This window comes from Botrimarina mediterranea (assembly GCF_007753265.1).
GTDB lineage: Bacteria > Planctomycetota > Planctomycetia > Pirellulales > Lacipirellulaceae > Botrimarina > Botrimarina mediterranea.
Genome location: NZ_CP036349.1, coordinates 5496370 through 5510853, shown reverse-complemented (window position 1 = coordinate 5510853; position 14484 = coordinate 5496370). Strand labels below are relative to the sequence as shown.

Below are 14484 nucleotides of genomic sequence, written 5' to 3'. Positions count from 1 at the left end.
TACGGGGGGAGGTCTGCGGCGTCCAGCTTCTTCACGCTCTGAGTACCAATTGCAACACAACGGTACTCAATGCGTTAGGTAGCTGGAGACGTTTCACCCTCCCCTAACCCCGGGGATAAGTCGGCGCCCTTCGGGCGTTGGTTGTTGATTCATCAACTAAGCATGAGGAGCGAGTGATGGCGAATACGATGCGGTGGCGGTATGGGGACACCAACCCGGTGATGTTGCCGGTGGCGGCGGACGTGGCGGTCGAGATTGGTGACCTCGTCTATCTGGCCGAGGGGATGGCGCGGCCGGCTTCGGCTCTGGCGAACCAGGGGTCGAGCGTGCTCAACCTGTCAGGGTTCCACGACGCCTTTGTTGGCGTCGCGATGCAGGCGTCGCCGGTGGGGACGGCCTCATCGATTCGGATCGCGACGTCGGGCGCCTTTGAGTTCGATTGCGACTCGGCGACGCACGGGTTGGGCGACTTCATCTCGGTCGGCATCAACCTCGCTGGCGATCAACTGATCGACCAGAAGGTCGCCGACGCCGCGAGCGTCGGCGTGGCGATCGGACGGTGCGCCAAGCAAGTGACGGTGGCGGCGACGCGGGTGCTGGTGGACGTCGTCAGCACGGTGATGAAGGGCGGGCCGCAAGAAGCGGCGTAGGGGGGGAGGGGTTAGGGGCTGAGGGGCTAAGGGGCTGAGGGGCTGAGGGGACGCGCAAGCGTCGGGTGGGTCGGGACCCACTGCGAAGCGGGTACTTGGCCTCGGTGGGTTGCAACCCACCCTACGGGATGAGAATCAACACACAAGGAATCTTGATATGCGTGCTTTGAATTACCGGGAGTTGCGGCGGCGGTATGAGCTGGATGGGGCGGCGAAAACCGTCGCGCATCTGAGCGAGGCGCTCGAGGAGAAGACGCTGCGGCCGGAGGACTTTAGTCTGCGCGACTTGGCCGAGGCGCTGGTGCCGGACGGGCGTGAGTGGGTGCGGAGGCTCGACCCGCGGAGCGGCGGCGTGTCGCCGGTGCTGGAGTCGAGCGAGGGGGTGGACGCCACGGCGTTTCAGAACGTCGCGGCGCAGGTCGTTCATGCCAAGGTGATGGAGGCCTACACGCAAGAGGCCTTCGTCGCGTCGCGGCTGGTGGAGACGATCCCGACGCGGCTCGACGGCGAGAAAATCCCCGGCGTGTCGCGGATCGCAGACCAGATCGACGAGGTCGGCGCGGGGATGCCGTTCCCGAGTCTGGGGTTTGATGAGGACTACATCGAGACCCCGGCGACGGCGAAGCACGGCTTCATCGTGCCGGTGACGAAGGAGGCGATCTTCTTCGACCGCACGAACTTGGTGTTGAGCCGCGCGGCGGAGGTGGGCGAGGTGCTGGGCCTCAACAAAGAGAAGCGGCTCTTGGACCTGATCATCGGCGTGACGAACAACTACAAGCACAAGGGCGTCGCGTACGATACGTACCAAGACTCGGCGCCGTGGAAGAACGTGCTGACGGGGAACGAGCTCGAGGATTGGGCGAGCGTCGATGCGGCGGAGCAGCTGTTCGCCGATATCCTCGACCCGGCGACGGGCGAGCCGGTGCTGCTGGGGGCGACGACGGCGCTGGTGATGCCCGCCTACCGGCACGCGGCGCACCGGACGTTCAACGCGTCGGAGGTGACGTACGCCTCGGGCGGCGGCGGGACGGCGACCGTGGCGGCCAACCCGCTTGGCAACTACCGCGTCGAAGAGAGCCGGCTGGCGTATCGACGGATCCTGGCGTCGGGTGTGGCGGCGGCGGATGCGAAGAAGTGGTGGTTCCTCGGCGACTTCCGCAAGGCGTTCGCCTACATGGAGAACTGGCCGATCACCGTGACGCAGGCGCCGCTGGGGAGCGAGGCGGATTTTACCAGCGACATCGTGCTGCGGTTCAAAGCGAGCGAGCGCGGAGCGGCGGCGGTGATGAATCCGCGGTATGTGGTGAAGTGTGTGGGGTAGGAGTTGAGGGACGGGGGGTTAGGGACGGGGGACGAGGGGGGCGGCGAGCCCACGATGTGAATCGTGGGTGGGAAGTGGGAAATCGCTTCCCACCCACGACTTACGTCGTGGGCTCGCCGGTGGTTGTTGTGGGCGCCCGCTTCAACCCCGACGCTCGCTGATGCTTCTCTAAGTCTTGGAACCTGATTGGGAACCACGCCATGTCGAGTTACTGGGACGTGATCGCCGACGCGGCGGCTCATTGGCCGCTGCAAGAGACCTCGGGTTCGAGCGGCGCCGATCTGGCGGGGGCGAATCCGGCGGCGCTCGTGGTAGGGTTTGACTTCGCGATGGGTTCCGTGGCGGGGCCTGGTGGGTGGTTGCCGCGGGGATTGCGGTTCGACGGCGCGACGCAACTAGCGAACATCCCCGCGCAGACGACGCTCGGGCTCGGCGAGGAGCACGCCTACTCTTTGTGGTGGAAGCCTGACGCGCCGCCGCCGTGGTCGCCGCAGGTGTTGGTGGAGACGGGGGGCGCGACACACGGTTCGCTGGTCTACCTCGTAGACGGCGACGTCGTGTTCGTCAGCACACGGAACTACGTCGCTACGCCGGTCAGCGCTTCGTCGCCGGTGTGGGGTAGTTGGCGGCACCTCGTCGCCGTGCATAAGCCGACAAGCTTAGAGGTCTATCTCGACGGCGAACTGGCGGGCGTCGCGGCGGCGCCGGAACCCTGGGTGCAGGGCGGCAACACCACCGGCGCCATCGGCGCGGTCGATGGCGGGCGGTGGATGACTGGCTACCTCGACAGCGGCCAAGCGCGCCATTTCAACGGCGCGATCGCCGGTGTGGCGCTGTTCGATCGGGCGTTGACGGCGGCCGAAGCGGCGGAGCTGTATCACGGTCCCGAGCCGACGACTCTATCGGCGCCGACGTTGGCGGGTCCGCTGCGCGCCGGATCGTTCGCGGCGGTGACGACGGGCGTGTGGGAGAGCCATGCGAACGGTTCGCTGGCGGTCGCGGGCGCCGTGCAGCTGAGCCCCGATGCGGTGAGCGGTTGGGTGGACGCGGCCGCGGTCACGGGGGCGGGGAGCTACGCGGTTCCGCTGGGCTCGGCGGGGCGTTGGGCGCGCGTCGCGGCAATCGCGACGAACCTCGGCGGCGTGAGCGCGCCGGCGTACTCGGCGGCGATGGAGGTGCTGCCGGCACGGGCGCCGGCCGTGGCCGTCGCACAGTGCGTTGCGAAGTCGGGCGCGGAGGCGGGCGACGCCTGTCCCACGGCGGGAGCGCAGGCGGGGTTGGTGTTGGGTGGGCTCAAACCATGAGAGGGGGTAATGGAGATCTACGGGAGCACTTTCGCGGGCGCGAGCGCGGTGCTGATGGCGCGGGTCGCGTACGCCGACGGGACACTGGTGGCGCCGGAGGAGATCGCATCGGCGGCGTATGCCGTTGCGGAAGTCGATCCGTGCGGGTTGGCGCCGCCAACGGACGTGGCGGGGCACACGGGCGTCGCGCTCGACGTGGAGCAGGTATTGTCGACGGAGTTGCTGGACAACCCGCCGTGGGAGGTGGACGAGGTGGGATTCAACTTCCGCCACGAGGTGGACGTCACCGAGTCGCCGGCGTTTGTGACGGCGGGGCGGCGTTACCGGGTGCAGTACGTGCTGACGCCGACGGACGGCCAGCCGATCGTGGTCCGATTCTTCATCGAGGCGCTCTGAGATGACACAAGACCAAACGCAACTCCTCGCCATCCGCGCGCAGACGCTCGCACAGATCCAGGAGGTGCGGAGTGAGTTGAAGCCGACCTACTGGATCGACGGGCAGCGGGTTCACTGGGAGCAGTACGTCGAGTCGTTGCAGCGGACGGTCGATTGGTGCGACCGAAAGTTGATTGAGTTGGAGCCGTACGAGGTCGTCTCGGAAGGAGGTTCGTGATGCCTATCCAGTGGAACGCCGAGGGCGACTTCGCGGCGGTAGTCGATACGCTCGAGCCGGTGACGCTCTATCGCTGTCCGCACGGCGGCGCGGGCGTGGAGATGTTGGCGTGGCGGTTCGACGACGCGACGGATTCGCCGGACGACGCCGAGGGCGCCGTGCGGCGGCGGGTGGTGGTTTGGCAGTTGCCGCTCGAGGTGGAGGGGGTCTCGCCGCAACCGGGAGACGTGGTCGTCGACGGCGCCGGCGGGTGCTCGACGATTCGGAGCGTGAACCGGATGCGTGGCGCGACTCGGTGGTCGTGCGAGTCGGTGCGCGCGACGATCGCGCCGGAGTTCGCCGAGCGCTTCGATTGGGAGCGGCCGATCTTCCAAGAGACCTCGGAAGGGCCGACGGTGGTCGGCTGGCGGACGGTGCGGCCGGGGCTCGTGGGATGCTTCGCGAGGGCCGACGGGCTGCAGCCGCAGGACGCGGTGAACCCGGTGAGCGTCACGGTGACGATGGTGGCGCCGATCGACCTTCGAGAGGGTGACCGCGTGCGGCGGCATCGCGGGGGTTTATATGCGGTCGTTGATCAGATGCTGCCGGCGACAGCAGGCGACGTTTATCGCGTGACGGCGGAAGAGGTGGGGGAATGACGAAGCACGAATGACGAATGACGAACCTATCGGAGGGGTCGCACCGTCACCGGTAGGTTTGTCATTCGGGTTTCGTCATTCGTCATTTCCGAAGAAGGGAACCGGGGGCTAAGGCCCCGCGGCTGATAGGTCTTGGCTAGCGACCTGGCGGAGTGATTTGGCGATGGCGAGGTTCTCGTCGCGGACGAGTTGGCCGCAGGCGGCGTCGATGTCGCGGCCGAGGGAGTAGCGGATCGTGGTGGGGTGGCCGGCGTTACGGATGATGACGCCGAAGGCTTCGATCGTGTGGCGTGGGGAGGACTGGAGATGGGGCGCAGTAGCGATCGGATTGAAGGGGATGAGGTTGACGTGGACGCGGAGGCCTTGCAGCCAGTCGAGGAGGAGGGCGGCGTCGGCGTCGGAGTCGTTGACGCCGTCCAGCATCAGGTACTCGATCATCACCGAAGTGCGTTCGGGCTGCATGGCGTTGAGCTGCTCAACGGCGCTGCGGAGAACGTCGAGCGAGTAGCGTTTGGCCAGCGGGATGATCGTTTCGCGCGTGGCTTGCGAGGCGGCGTGGAGGCTGAGGGCGAAGTTAACGGTGGGGAAGCGCTCGGCGGTGCGGAGGAGCGGCTCGGGGACGCCGACGGTGCTGACGAGGGTGCGCGACGGCGGATGGTCGAAGCCCTGCGAGGCCCCGAGTGTGGCGAGCGTTTCGTGGAGGGCGGCTTCATTGTGCAGGGGTTCGCCCATGCCCATGAAGACGATGTTGCGGACGCGGCGGTCTTCGGCGGCAAGGAGGCGGTTGGCTTGGACAACTTGGTCGAGGATCTCGGCGGCGCTGAGGCTTTTGGCGACGCCCATCTGGCCGGTGGCGCAGAAAGCGCAGGCGGCGGCGCAGCCGACCTGGCTCGACACGCAGAGCGCGGTGCGACCGGTCGAGGGGCGGAGGATGACGGTTTCGATCGCGTAACCGGCCGTGGTGCGCGAGATGAGTTTACTGGCGCCGTCGATCTGCGAATCAAAGCGGCGGATGTCGGTGAGGGTTTCGAACGCAACGGCGGCGGCGAAGGCGTCGCGGACTTCGGGCGGCAGTTCAGCGAGAGCGGCGTCGGCGCTGAGCGACTTCTTGAAGTAAGCGACGCGCGCGCGGCGGACGCGGTGCGGATCGATCTTCAAGCGGCGCGCGAGGGCGTCGATCGCAGGGAGATCGAAGAAGGCCGCTTTATTGTTGAAAGGGGCATCGTTCATGCGAGCGGCGTCTTGTGGGGTTCGCCGGCGGTCTCGCGCACGTAGCGCGGGACGGCGTAACCCGGTAGGCGCTGGCGGAGTTCTTTGACAATTTGGAGACCGCGGGGGACGGGGGTCTCGAAGTGCCCCACGCCCTCGACCATGTCGAGCTGGTGGAGGTAGTAGGGCGTGACGCCGACCTCCACCAGCCGCTCGCAGAGGGCGGCCTGGGCCTCGACCGAGTCGTTGACGCCGCCCAGCAGAACGCTCTGGTTGAAGAGCATCGCGCCGGCGCCACGGAGCTTGGCGACGGCCGTGGCGACGGCGTCGTCGATCTCGTTGGCGTGGTTGATGTGCAGGACCACGACGGTACGGAGCCGGGAGGCTTCGAGCGTGTCGCAGAGGGCCGTTGTTACTCGCTGCGGGATGACGACGGGCAGACGCGTGTGGATGCGGAGCCGGGCGACGTGCGGGATGGCTTCGAGCGAGTCAATGAGGCGTGAGAGCCGCTTGTCGCCGAGCACCAGCGGGTCGCCGCCGCTGAGGAGGACCTCGGCGATCGTGGCGTCGGCGCGGATTTGGTCGAGGGCGGGGGCCCAGGCGGCGTCGCCGGCGGGGACCGTGTCGTAGGGGAAGTGGCGGCGGAAGCAGTAGCGGCAGTTAACGGCGCAGTTTGGCGCCAAGATTAAGAGGGCCCGGCCGAAGTACTTGTGCAACAGCCCGTCGGCCTTCTGGGCGGCGAGGTCGCCGACGGCGTCGCTCGGCAGCGACGGCGAGCGGCGTTCGTCTTGCCGGGGGAGGACCTGGAGCAGCAGGGGGTCGTTCGGGTTACCGGACCGCATCCGGGCGACGAAGGGCCGGGGGGCGAGCAGCGGGAAGCCGTGATCTTGGGCTCCTTGGGCCACCGAGACGGGGAGGCCGAGGAGTTCGCAAAGCTCGAAGGGGTCGCGGATGGCGTGCTGGAGTTCCTGCCGCCAGTCTCCGAGCACAGGGATTTCATGTCCGAGGAGGGGGGGGGATTGGGGGCGGACAGGAGGTTGTTGGTCGGATAAACTCTGCATCGCGTACATTCGACGCCATCGGAAGGGGGTCTGCCCTCACCGAGGGCGACTCGCGGGCAGGGGGCGACTCACGAGGGGCCCCTCATCTTACCAGCAACTAACGACGGAAGAGAGTGAAGCGTGGGCACGGTCAGCACGAGTGATTTCCGCAAGGGGTTGAAGGTCCAGATCGATGGCACCCCCTACCTAATGGTGGAGATGAACTTCCGGAAGCCCGGCAAGGGGACCGCTCTGTACGAGTGCAAGATGAAGAACTTGCTCCGTAACACCGTCGTCGATCGGACCTACCGCGCCGGCCAAGTGCTGGAAGAGGCCGACGTGATGGAGTTCACCGCCCAGTACCTGTACAAGCAGGGCGACAGCTTCGTCTTCATGAACAACCAGGACTACGAGCAGTACGAGCTGACGGCCGACCAGGTCGGCGACGCCGCCAAGTACCTGAAAGAGAACATGGACTGCCAGTTGATGACGTTCAACGGCAACGCGATCTCGGTGTTCGCGCCGAACCACGTCGTCCTGCAAGTCGAGTTCGCCGAGCCGGCGCCGAAGGGAAACACCGCCACGGGCGTGCAAAAGCCCGTCAAGCTCGAGACAGGCGCCGAGATCCTCGCCCCGTCGTTCATCAACACGGGCGACTGGCTACGCGTCGATACGCGGACGGACGAGTACATCGAACGGACCAACGCTCCCGAGTAAGCGGGGCTCCCGAGTGATCGGTGAGCGTTTCACCTAAAGGTTTCTTAGACCGGAGAGAAATGCGATGCTCGGCCCAGGCCTCATCATGCTGATCGTCTTAGCGGCGATTGCGGTCCTCATTTTTCTCTACGTCGTCGGGATTTACAACCGGCTGGTGACGCTGAAGAACCGTTTCCAGAACGCGTTCTCGCAGATCGAGGTGCAGCTGCAGCGGCGTTATGACCTGATCCCGAATCTGGTCGAGATCGCCAAGAAGTACATGGCCCACGAGCGCGAGACGCTCGAAGCGGTGACCGCGGCGCGGAACCAAGCCGTCGGCGCGTTGAAGGCGGCGTCGGCCAACCCCGGCGACCCGACGGCGATGGCCAACTTGTCGGCGGCTGAGAACGGCCTGGGCGGCGTGCTGGGCCGTTTGATGATGGTTTCGGAGGCGTATCCGGACCTCAAGGCGAACCAGAACATGGCGCAGCTCACCGAAGAGCTGACCTCGACCGAGAACAAGGTCGCGTTCGCCCGTCAGCACTACAACGACGCGGTGACGGAGTACAACACGTACAAGCAGACGTTCCCGCCGATCTTCTTCGCGGGCCTCCTGGGCCACTCGCAGGACGCGGAACTGCTCGACTTCGACGACGCCAAGATCAACGAAGCGCCGAAGGTAAGTTTCTGACGAAGGGGCTAGGGGTTAGGGGCTAAGGGGCTAAGGGAAAGCGCAAGCGTTCCCCAGTCCTTCCCTCAGCCCCTCAGCCCCTAACCCCTAGCCCCTCCCCCATGGCTACCGACTTCTTTCAGCGGCAGGCGGCGGCGAGGCGGTCGACGGTTTGGTTGATCGGCGTCTTTGCGCTGTCCGTGATCGCGGTGGTGGCGACGGTCTTCGTGGTGACCTACCTGGCGCTCGTGGCCGACAACGAGCGCGTCCGGGCGCTCGACGGCGCGGCGCATCACGTCCCCTGGCAAGCGCCGGCCGGCGCAGCGGGCGGGGCGCTCGCGTTGATCGCGGGCGGTTCGCTGTTCAAAGTGGCGTCGCTCCGCGTCGGCGGTGGACGCGGCGTCGCGGAAGGCCTTGGCGGGCGCCGGCTCGTGCGCGACACCACGACCGACCCGGACGAGCGGCGGGTGCTAAACGTCGTCGATGAGATGGCGATCGCCTCGGGGACGCCCTCGCCGCCCGTGTTCCTAATCGACGACGATTCGATTAACGCCTTCGCGGCCGGCTACACGCCGAGTGACGCAGTGGTCGGCGTCACCCGCGGCTGTGTGAAGAACCTGAGCCGCGACGAGTTGCAAGGCGTCATCGCCCACGAGTTCAGCCACATCCTCAACGGCGACATGCGGATGAGCATCCGCCTGATCGGCGTGCTGCACGGCATTCTGCTGCTAGGGCTGATTGGGCGGCTGGTGCTGCGGATTGTCTTCCACTCGTCGCATTCCTACGACTCGCGGAGATCGGGGAGCGACGGCACGGGGAAAGGCGGGACGGCCGTCCTCGCCGTGTTGGCGATCGGCGTGGCGCTGGTGGTGCTGGGGGCGGTCGGCAGCTTGCTCGGCGGGCTGATCAAGGCGGCCGTGTCGCGGCAGCGCGAGTACTTGGCCGACGCCTCGGCGGTGCAGTTCACGCGCAACCCGGGAGGCATCGCGGGGGCGCTGAAGAAGATTCTGGCGAGCTCGGTCGGCAGCCAGGTGTCGCACCCGCGGGCGCCGGAGCTGAGTCACATGTTCTTCTCGCAGGGCGTGTGGGAGGGCTTCACGTCGTTGATGGCGACGCATCCGCCGCTGAAGGACCGCATCAAGGCGATCGAGCCGAAGTGGGATGGCAAGCTGCCGCAGGGCGTGGCCGGCGGCGTGGCGGACGTCGGCGACGGCGTCGGCTTTGCCGCGGGCGTTGCACGCGGCGGGAACGGGCCGGACGAGGAAGTCTCCATCGATTCGATGGATCATGCGGTGGACTGGATCGGGGACCCACTCGAAGCGCATCGCTTGTATGCGGCGGAGTTGATCGCGTCCATTCCCGACACGATCCGTGACGCGGCGGGCGAGCCGAGCGGCGCGCGGGCGGTCGTCTACGGTTTACTTCTCGACGAGAACCCCGAGGTGCGGGCGAAGCAGCGACAGGCGCTGCAGGAGACGGCCGACCCCGCCGTGGTGGCGCTGCTCTTCAATCGGCTCTTGGAGCCAATCGACAATCTCGACGAGCGGCTCCGGCTGCCGCTGGTGGATTTGAGTCTGGCTTCGCTGGCGGCGATGTCGTTCCCGCAGTACCAACGGTTCTGCCGGAGCTTCCGGGCGCTGGTGGTCGCCGACGATCGATTGAGCCTGTTCGAGTGGACGCTGTCGCAGGTGCTGCTGCGAAACTTGCGGCCGCAGTTCGAGCGGGTGCGTTCGCCGCGGGTGCAATACAGCTCACTGTATCCGCTTTCGCACGAGTGCGGCGTGCTGCTGTCGGCGTTGGCGTATGCGTGTGGCGAGAAGAGCAACGCGGCGGCGGGTTATGCAATCGGCCGATCGCAGTTGAAAGAGGCGCCGGGCAACCTGCTCGATCGATCGCAATGCGGCCTCGACGCGCTGCGGGCGGCGCTGGAGAAGATCGCGTTGGCGGAAGAGCATCACCGGGGCCGGGTCGTCGATGCGGCCGCGGCGGTGATCTGTGCAGACCAGCACGTGGTGGTCGCCGAGGCGGAGCTCCTGCGGGGCATTTCGGACCTGCTCGATTGTCCGATGCCACCATTGCTGCCGGGGCAGAGGTTGTCGGCGTGATGAAGATGGAAACGCTCCGCCAGCGTGCCGACTTGCTCGACAAGACTCGCGCGTTTTTCAAGCAACGTGGCTTCCTGGAGGTCGAGACGCCGCTCGCCGCGGCCGAGGCGATCCCCGAGCAGCACATCCAGCTTTCGACGATCGACGATGGCCGGCGTGTGTTGCAGGCGTCGCCCGAGATGCACCACAAGCGGCTGTTGTGCGCTGGGGCTGGTTCGCTGTTCGAAGTAACGAAGTCTTTCCGCGGCTACGAGGTGGGGCGGCTGCATAATCCCGAGTTCACGATTCTGGAGTGGTATCAGGTCGACAAAGGTCTTGATGACGCGATCGCGTTGACCGAGGCGTTGTTTCAGACGTTGTTGAAGGCTCCGCCGTTTCGGAGAACGACGTATCGCGAGGCGTTTGGACCGTTGGGGATCGATCCGCACACGGCAATGGTCGAGGAACTGCGCGAGTTGGCGCTGAGCAGATCACCTTCGGCGGTGGAACCGTTCGAGTCGGACGATCGTGACGAGTGGTTGAACGTGCTGCTGGCGTTGTGTGTGGAGCCGACGCTCGGGGTCGAGGCGCCCGAAGTGCTGTATGACTACCCGGCGACGCAGGCGTCGCTGGCGAAGACGGTCGTTGACGGCGAGGGCGCCGAGGTAGCGCAACGGTTCGAGGTCTATTGGCGGGGGATGGAGCTCGCCAATGGGTACGAAGAACTGACGGACGCGGTCGCGTTGCGACGGCGACTGGAAATAGCGAATACCCAGCGGGTCGCGGCGGGGTGGCCGGTGGTTCCGATGCCGGAACGGCTGCTGAGCGAAATGGTCGATCCCGGCTTGCCGCCGTGCGCGGGCGTGGCGATTGGGTTCGACCGGATCGTGATGCTTGCGACCGGGGCGCAGAGCATTGGCGAGGTGCGGGCGTTTGCTGAGAGTCGTAGGGTGTGATGTAGCGTCAGCGGAATCGCACCGCCACGGCGTCCATCGGCTGGCTTGTGGCTATCCGACCGATGCCGTGACGGTGCGATTGCGCTTCGCTGCATCGCACCCTACACCTACACACTTCGCCGCTCCCAGACTTCGAACGTGCAGGCGTGCTCGTTGCGTTCGTCGGCCGGATGGTCTGCTGATGAGACTAGGCGCCACTCGGAGGAGTTGAGTTCAGGGAATGTCGCGTCACCCTCAACAACAGTCGTATGGACACGCGTCAGGTAGATGCGGTCGGCTTTCGGGAGGGCGAGGCGGTAGATCTCGCCGCCGCCGATGACGAAGACTTGGGCTTTCAACTCGACTTCGGCTTGAGCCGCGATGGCGATGGCTTGATCGAGAGACTCTGCTACCAAGACTTCGTCGTGAATGGCGCGCCAGCTCACATCGCGGGTGAGGACGATCGACTTCCGGCCGGGGAGAGGGCGGCCGATCGAGTCGTAGGTCTTGCGACCCATGAGGATCGCGGCGCCCATCGTGAGGCGTTTGAAGTGGGCGAGGTCGGCGGGGAGGCGCCAGGGGAGTTCGCCCCCACGGCCGATGATGTTGTTTGAGGAGGCGGCCACTACCAGGGACAGCCGCGGTCGGGACGACGCGGCTCGCGGCGCGTCGTCTTCTTGCTGCCCACTGCCCACTGCTGACTGCCCACTCACACTACACCGCCACTTGGGCTTTGATGTGGGGATGCGGGTCGTAGCCTTCTAGAGTGAAGTGCTCGAAGCGAAAGTCGTCGATCGACGTGACCGACGGGTCGATCCGCATCTGGGGGAGCGGGCGGGGTTCGCGGGCGAGTTGCGTCTGGGCCTGCTCTAAGTGGTTGTCGTAGAGGTGGGCGTCGCCGAGGGTGTGGATGAACTCGCCCGGCTCGAAGCCGGTCACCTGGGCGACCATCATCGTCAGCAGCGCGTAGCTGGCGATGTTGAACGGCACGCCGAGGAAGACGTCGGCCGAGCGCTGGTAGAGCTGGCAGCTCAGCTTGCCGCCCGCGACGTAGAACTGGAACAAGAGGTGGCACGGCGGCAGCGCCATGTCGGGGAGGTCGGCGACGTTCCACGCGCTGACGATCAGCCGGCGGCTGTCGGGGTCGCCCTTGATCTCGTCGATGACTTCGGCGAGCTGGTCGATGTGACGCTCGCTGTGGCCGTCTTCGCCGGGGACTCGCCACGAACGCCACTGCTTGCCATAGACGGGGCCGAGCTCGCCGTCTTCGTCGGCCCACTCGTCCCAGATGGTGACGCCATTGTCGCGGAGGTAGTCGATGCTCGTCTCGCCGCGGATGAACCAGAGCAACTCGTGGATAATCGACTTGAGGTGCACCTTCTTGGTGGTCACGAGCGGAAACCCCTGCGACAGGTCGAACCGCATCTGGTGACCGAAGACGCTGCGAGTGCCGGTGCCGGTGCGGTCGCCCTTGGGGGCGCCGTGCTCGTAGACGCGGCGGAGCAAGTCGAGGTATTGGTGCATGGGGGTAGCCTAACGGCTACGAGGGGTTAGGGACGAGGGGCTAGGGGCTGAGGGAAGAAGCCATCGAAGATGGCTGTGGGGGGGGGCCTCCAGACCCCGATTACGTGCACCATGCCGTAATTCGGCTGGGAGACCGTAATCGGCGTCTGGAGACGCCTCCTACAGTAGGGGATTCTATCCTACGACGCCCTTCAATAGCACGCCGGCTACGTAGGCGAGGGCTGCTGCGGCGCCGCCGACGGCTAGGGTTTCGGCGCCGCTGACGGTCCAGTGGTGATCGACGAAGCGGGACTTGGCGGCGCCGACGGCGACGAAGGCGACCGCGGTCATGATGGTGCTGGCGAGGAAGGGGCTGCTGGAGACGTTGCCCCGGGCAAACTCCCAGAGGAAGGGGAGCAGCGGGATGAGGCCGACCAGGAGGAAGGCGACGAACGTCGTCCACGCCGCCCGCCAGGCGGAGGGGCTGGAGAGGGGGAGGCCGTGCTCTTCTTGGAGCATGGTGTCGACCCAGCGGTCGCGGTCGCTGGTGATGACGCGGACGGCGTTCTCGAGGTCGGCCCCCTCAAAACCCTTGGCGGCGAAGATCTGGCGGACCTCTTCGCGCTCGCCCTTTTCGTAGCGCGCGATGTGCTCTTCTTCGAGCCGGCGGGCGCGGGCGCGGAGCTGTTGTTCGGCGCGGGTGCCGAGGAAGTTGCTCGCCGCCATGCTGAAGCCGTCGCCGACGAGGTTGGCCGCGCCGAGGATGATGATGATCCCAGGCGAGAGGCCCGCGCCGGCGACGCCCGATACGACGGCGAATGTCGTCACCGCGCCGTCGATGGCGCCGTAGACGAAATCCTTGAGGTAGCTATGGCGGAAGCCGAGCTCGAGCCGCTGGGCGATCGCGGACGGCTTGTGCTCGTCGATGTGGGCGCGGAGGCTCTGGTCGGTGAAGTCGAGGACGTTGTCGATGTCGGCGAGGCCGTCGTGTTCGCGGAAGCTGAGGCGGCCTTGCGAGCGCAGGTCACGCAGCAGGTTCTTCGCGGCGGGCGACAATGCGACGGCGACTGTCGAACGCGGGAACTGCGTCGAGGCCTGGTAGACATCGGCGAGAGCGTCGGCCCACGTCGAGTCATCGCCGAAGTCGGTGATGACGAACTTGTCGCCGCGCAGCTCGCCCGTCGCTAGCCCACGCCGCCACGTCTTTTCGTCGATCGAATCCCAACGCACGGCGGCGACCTTCTCTCGTCATCGAAAAGCCGACAGCCGACAGGCGACGGCCGACAGCCTTTCTACCCCTTCGCCATCAACTCTTCGACAACTTTTGCGAGCAGCTGCGGGTCGTCCTTCGCCTTGAGGTGGGCGATGCGATCGGGTTTGACGCCGACCTTCTCGAGGGCCTTCTCGATGTAGCCCCAGGTGGTCGCGCGTTTCTTCCCCTCGGCGAGGTAGAGGTCCGTCACCAGCTCTTGCAGCCGCTGGAGCCCGGAGGCCTCGCGGTTGTCGTAGAAGCTCTTGATCTTGCTTTGGACGTGCTTGGAATGCTGCTGGGCCATGGGTGAGATCGCCTGTGGTGCGCGGCGAGCCGTGGGGGCAACGCCGTTGGTCTTGTGTGCCGAGCCGCGTCAATCGGTACGAGGATTGTGCCCGATGGGTCGACGCAGGCCTACCGAATGCGGATTGCCGTGTGCCGCAGCGCAGTTTACCTGTTCGGCATTCCTTCGCCGGGAGTGAGCGTACCGCTGAAGGATCATCATCGGCAACAGGGCGGGGCCGCTGCCCAAATTTCTCCCCGCAGCGGATGGCAGCGGCAATGGTATT

16 protein-coding genes are annotated in these 14484 nt (G+C 66.2%); 10 read left to right on the top strand and 6 right to left on the bottom strand.

Annotation, left to right across the window (positions count from 1 at the left end; genetic code table 11):
• Positions 1–176 precede the first annotated feature (176 nt).
• The 6 genes from Spa11_RS21150 (at position 177) to Spa11_RS21125 (ending at position 4526) form a co-directional block, all read left to right on the top strand.
• Positions 177–650 carry a hypothetical protein gene (locus Spa11_RS21150; RefSeq protein ID WP_145116566.1) on the top strand — a complete coding sequence of 158 codons (474 nt, stop codon included), beginning with the start codon at positions 177–179 and terminating at the stop codon, positions 648–650.
• A 157-nt stretch (positions 651–807) separates the two neighbouring features.
• Entirely contained in the window at positions 808–1971 is a 1164-nt protein-coding gene (locus Spa11_RS21145; RefSeq protein ID WP_145116564.1) for a phage major capsid protein, read from the top strand.
• A 200-nt stretch (positions 1972–2171) separates the two neighbouring features.
• Positions 2172–3275 (top strand): LamG-like jellyroll fold domain-containing protein, encoded by a 1104-nt coding sequence (locus Spa11_RS21140; protein WP_145116561.1) that lies wholly within the window; start codon positions 2172–2174, stop codon positions 3273–3275.
• Positions 3276–3284: 9 nt separating this feature from the next.
• Entirely contained in the window at positions 3285–3671 is a 387-nt protein-coding gene (locus Spa11_RS21135) for a hypothetical protein (protein WP_145116558.1), read from the top strand.
• Between the two features lies 1 nt (position 3672).
• Entirely contained in the window at positions 3673–3888 is a 216-nt protein-coding gene (locus Spa11_RS21130; protein WP_145116555.1) for a hypothetical protein, read from the top strand.
• Positions 3888–4526, top strand: coding sequence for a hypothetical protein (locus tag Spa11_RS21125; RefSeq protein WP_145116553.1), 639 nt, complete (start codon positions 3888–3890; stop codon positions 4524–4526). The genes Spa11_RS21130 and Spa11_RS21125 overlap by 1 nt, the downstream gene beginning before the upstream one ends.
• Positions 4527–4634: 108 nt before the next feature.
• Here Spa11_RS21125 and Spa11_RS21120 read toward each other — a convergent pair whose 3' ends face one another.
• On the bottom strand, positions 4635–5756 hold the full coding sequence (locus Spa11_RS21120; protein ID WP_145116551.1) for a radical SAM protein: 1122 nt from the start codon (positions 5754–5756) through the stop codon (positions 4635–4637).
• Positions 5753–6724 carry an EF-P beta-lysylation protein EpmB gene (gene epmB / locus Spa11_RS21115; protein WP_197529574.1) on the bottom strand — a complete coding sequence of 324 codons (972 nt, stop codon included), beginning with the start codon at positions 6722–6724 and terminating at the stop codon, positions 5753–5755. Before epmB ends, Spa11_RS21120 begins: the two co-directional genes overlap by 4 nt.
• A gap of 192 nt (positions 6725–6916) precedes the next feature.
• On the opposite strand from epmB, the gene efp reads away from it, so the two are divergent.
• The 4 genes from efp to epmA all read left to right on the top strand — a co-directional run bounded on the left by efp (position 6917) and on the right by epmA (position 11181).
• On the top strand, positions 6917–7492 hold the full coding sequence (gene efp, locus Spa11_RS21110; protein ID WP_145116547.1) for an elongation factor P: 576 nt from the start codon (positions 6917–6919) through the stop codon (positions 7490–7492).
• A gap of 64 nt (positions 7493–7556) precedes the next feature.
• Entirely contained in the window at positions 7557–8162 is a 606-nt protein-coding gene (locus tag Spa11_RS21105) for a LemA family protein (protein WP_145116544.1), read from the top strand.
• Between the two features lie 101 nt (positions 8163–8263).
• Complete coding sequence (locus tag Spa11_RS21100) at positions 8264–10246, top strand: M48 family metallopeptidase (RefSeq protein WP_145116542.1); 1983 nt, start codon at positions 8264–8266, stop codon at positions 10244–10246.
• Positions 10201–11181 carry an EF-P lysine aminoacylase EpmA gene (epmA, locus tag Spa11_RS21095; RefSeq protein ID WP_197529573.1) on the top strand — a complete coding sequence of 327 codons (981 nt, stop codon included), beginning with the start codon at positions 10201–10203 and terminating at the stop codon, positions 11179–11181. Before Spa11_RS21100 ends, epmA begins: the two co-directional genes overlap by 46 nt.
• 107 nt (positions 11182–11288) lie before the next feature.
• Here the strand turns inward: epmA and Spa11_RS21090 are convergent, their stop codons facing one another.
• The 4 genes from Spa11_RS21090 to Spa11_RS21075 all read right to left on the bottom strand — a co-directional run bounded on the left by Spa11_RS21090 (position 11289) and on the right by Spa11_RS21075 (position 14219).
• Positions 11289–11786 carry a dihydrofolate reductase gene (locus Spa11_RS21090; RefSeq protein ID WP_231933062.1) on the bottom strand — a complete coding sequence of 166 codons (498 nt, stop codon included), beginning with the start codon at positions 11784–11786 and terminating at the stop codon, positions 11289–11291.
• Positions 11787–11874: 88 nt separating this feature from the next.
• Positions 11875–12684: a thymidylate synthase gene (locus Spa11_RS21085; RefSeq protein WP_145116536.1), complete on the bottom strand. Its 810-nt coding sequence runs from the start codon at positions 12682–12684 to the stop codon at positions 11875–11877.
• A gap of 174 nt (positions 12685–12858) precedes the next feature.
• A complete protein-coding gene (locus tag Spa11_RS21080) occupies positions 12859–13893 on the bottom strand; it encodes a VIT1/CCC1 transporter family protein (protein WP_197529572.1) in 1035 nt (344 codons plus the stop codon).
• A gap of 62 nt (positions 13894–13955) precedes the next feature.
• Positions 13956–14219 (bottom strand): hypothetical protein, encoded by a 264-nt coding sequence (locus Spa11_RS21075; RefSeq protein ID WP_145116534.1) that lies wholly within the window; start codon positions 14217–14219, stop codon positions 13956–13958.
• Positions 14220–14484: the final 265 nt, after the last annotated feature.

Bases quoted from the DNA above. Each gene is read 5' to 3' on its own strand.
- Spa11_RS21120 (WP_145116551.1), bottom strand. From the start codon at position 5,756: ATGAACGATGCCCCTTTCAACAATAAAGCGGCCTTCTTCGATCTCCCT.
- Spa11_RS21140 (WP_145116561.1), top strand. From the start codon at position 2,172: ATGTCGAGTTACTGGGACGTGATCGCCGACGCGGCGGCTCATTGGCCG.
- Spa11_RS21135 (WP_145116558.1), top strand. From the start codon at position 3,285: ATGGAGATCTACGGGAGCACTTTCGCGGGCGCGAGCGCGGTGCTGATG.
- Spa11_RS21105 (WP_145116544.1), top strand. From the start codon at position 7,557: ATGCTCGGCCCAGGCCTCATCATGCTGATCGTCTTAGCGGCGATTGCG.
- Spa11_RS21085 (WP_145116536.1), bottom strand. From the start codon at position 12,684: ATGCACCAATACCTCGACTTGCTCCGCCGCGTCTACGAGCACGGCGCC.
- Spa11_RS21100 (WP_145116542.1), top strand. From the start codon at position 8,264: ATGGCTACCGACTTCTTTCAGCGGCAGGCGGCGGCGAGGCGGTCGACG.
- Spa11_RS21125 (WP_145116553.1), top strand. From the start codon at position 3,888: ATGCCTATCCAGTGGAACGCCGAGGGCGACTTCGCGGCGGTAGTCGAT.
- Spa11_RS21150 (WP_145116566.1), top strand. From the start codon at position 177: ATGGCGAATACGATGCGGTGGCGGTATGGGGACACCAACCCGGTGATG.
- Spa11_RS21075 (WP_145116534.1), bottom strand. From the start codon at position 14,219: ATGGCCCAGCAGCATTCCAAGCACGTCCAAAGCAAGATCAAGAGCTTC.
- Spa11_RS21145 (WP_145116564.1), top strand. From the start codon at position 808: ATGCGTGCTTTGAATTACCGGGAGTTGCGGCGGCGGTATGAGCTGGAT.
- Spa11_RS21130 (WP_145116555.1), top strand. From the start codon at position 3,673: ATGACACAAGACCAAACGCAACTCCTCGCCATCCGCGCGCAGACGCTC.